2 protein-coding genes are annotated in these 1006 nt (G+C 72.8%); both read right to left on the bottom strand.

Features of this window, described 5'->3' with window-relative positions; all coding sequences use genetic code 11:
• A partial coding sequence (locus tag FF041_RS35960) for a DUF4913 domain-containing protein (protein ID WP_194292329.1) occupies positions 1–480 on the bottom strand: 480 nt, incomplete at its 3' end.
• A 103-nt stretch (positions 481–583) separates the two neighbouring features.
• A complete protein-coding gene (locus FF041_RS38520) occupies positions 584–742 on the bottom strand; it encodes a hypothetical protein (protein ID WP_194292328.1) in 159 nt (52 codons plus the stop codon).
• Positions 743–1006 lie beyond the last annotated feature (264 nt).

Genomic DNA, 1006 nt, shown 5'->3' with positions numbered 1-1006 from the left:
GAGCCAGGTCGGGTCGAGGTGGTCGCGGTGCCAGGTCGCCGGACCGGCCAGGCCGGCTTCGGTGTCGGTGAACTGCTGCCACGCCAGCCACAGTCCGTGGAGGCGGGCGATGGCCTCGGGGTGCTCGCGCCACTGGAAGCACCAGGGGCGGCCGGTGGTGATCTCCCGCCCGTACACGGGCAGCAGCAGCCGCTCCACCCAGGTCCCCAGCGCCGTGAGTTCCTCCTCGTACGCGGGTCCGGCCAGCGCCAGGATGGAGACCGACGACGGCCCCTCCGCCTCGGCCGGGCCGCTGACCGGGGCACCCGCAGGTACAACTTCACTGTCGTCCCCGGCACCTTCGGTCTCGGGTTCGGAGAGGCGGGCGATGTTCTCGCCGTGTCGGTGGCTCTCGGCCATCAGCCGGTTCACGGTGGAGACCAGGTCGTTCAGGTCGTGGTCCGCGACACGGACCGGCTCGTCGGGGAGTGATTCGGACATCGGCAGCCCTCACTTTTCGAGGATCGGAAGGGTGTTGGGCTGCCGATGGTCCGGAGGAATCCCGGTTTGGCCCGGCCGGGAATCCCGGGGTAGAAGCCGGGGTTCACCCCGCCCTGTGGGCGCAGTGGCCCAGGGGCGGGGCGAGCAGTTCGACTGCGCGGGCGGCCTGTTGGGGGATGACGCCGTTGCCGAGCGTGGTGAGCTGCGCGGGACGGCCCAGGCCGGGGGTGGCGGTGACCCAGCCGGGCGGGAGGCCCTGCATCCACTCCACGAACGCCGGACTCAGGCGGCCCGCCCCATCGGTCGGCTCCGGTGCCGGGCGGGTGAGGTTCTCCCATCGGGCGACGGCTGTGGCATATGGCCCCCACCGATGTCCGTCCCCGATTCCGTGGCGAACAGCGGGAGGACCACCGCCGACAACGGCGGCCGGAACCCCTTGCCCGCCCGCCGCCCCGGGGTTCCGGTATCCGTGGCCCTGGGCGTGGGCAGCAGCCGGGCCGCCGCCGACGGCAACGTCAAGTCGCCA

This window comes from Streptomyces jumonjinensis (assembly GCF_009600885.1).
GTDB classification, from domain to species: Bacteria; Actinomycetota; Actinomycetes; order Streptomycetales; family Streptomycetaceae; genus Streptomyces; species Streptomyces jumonjinensis.
This window is presented reverse-complemented; position numbering and strand designations above follow the sequence as displayed.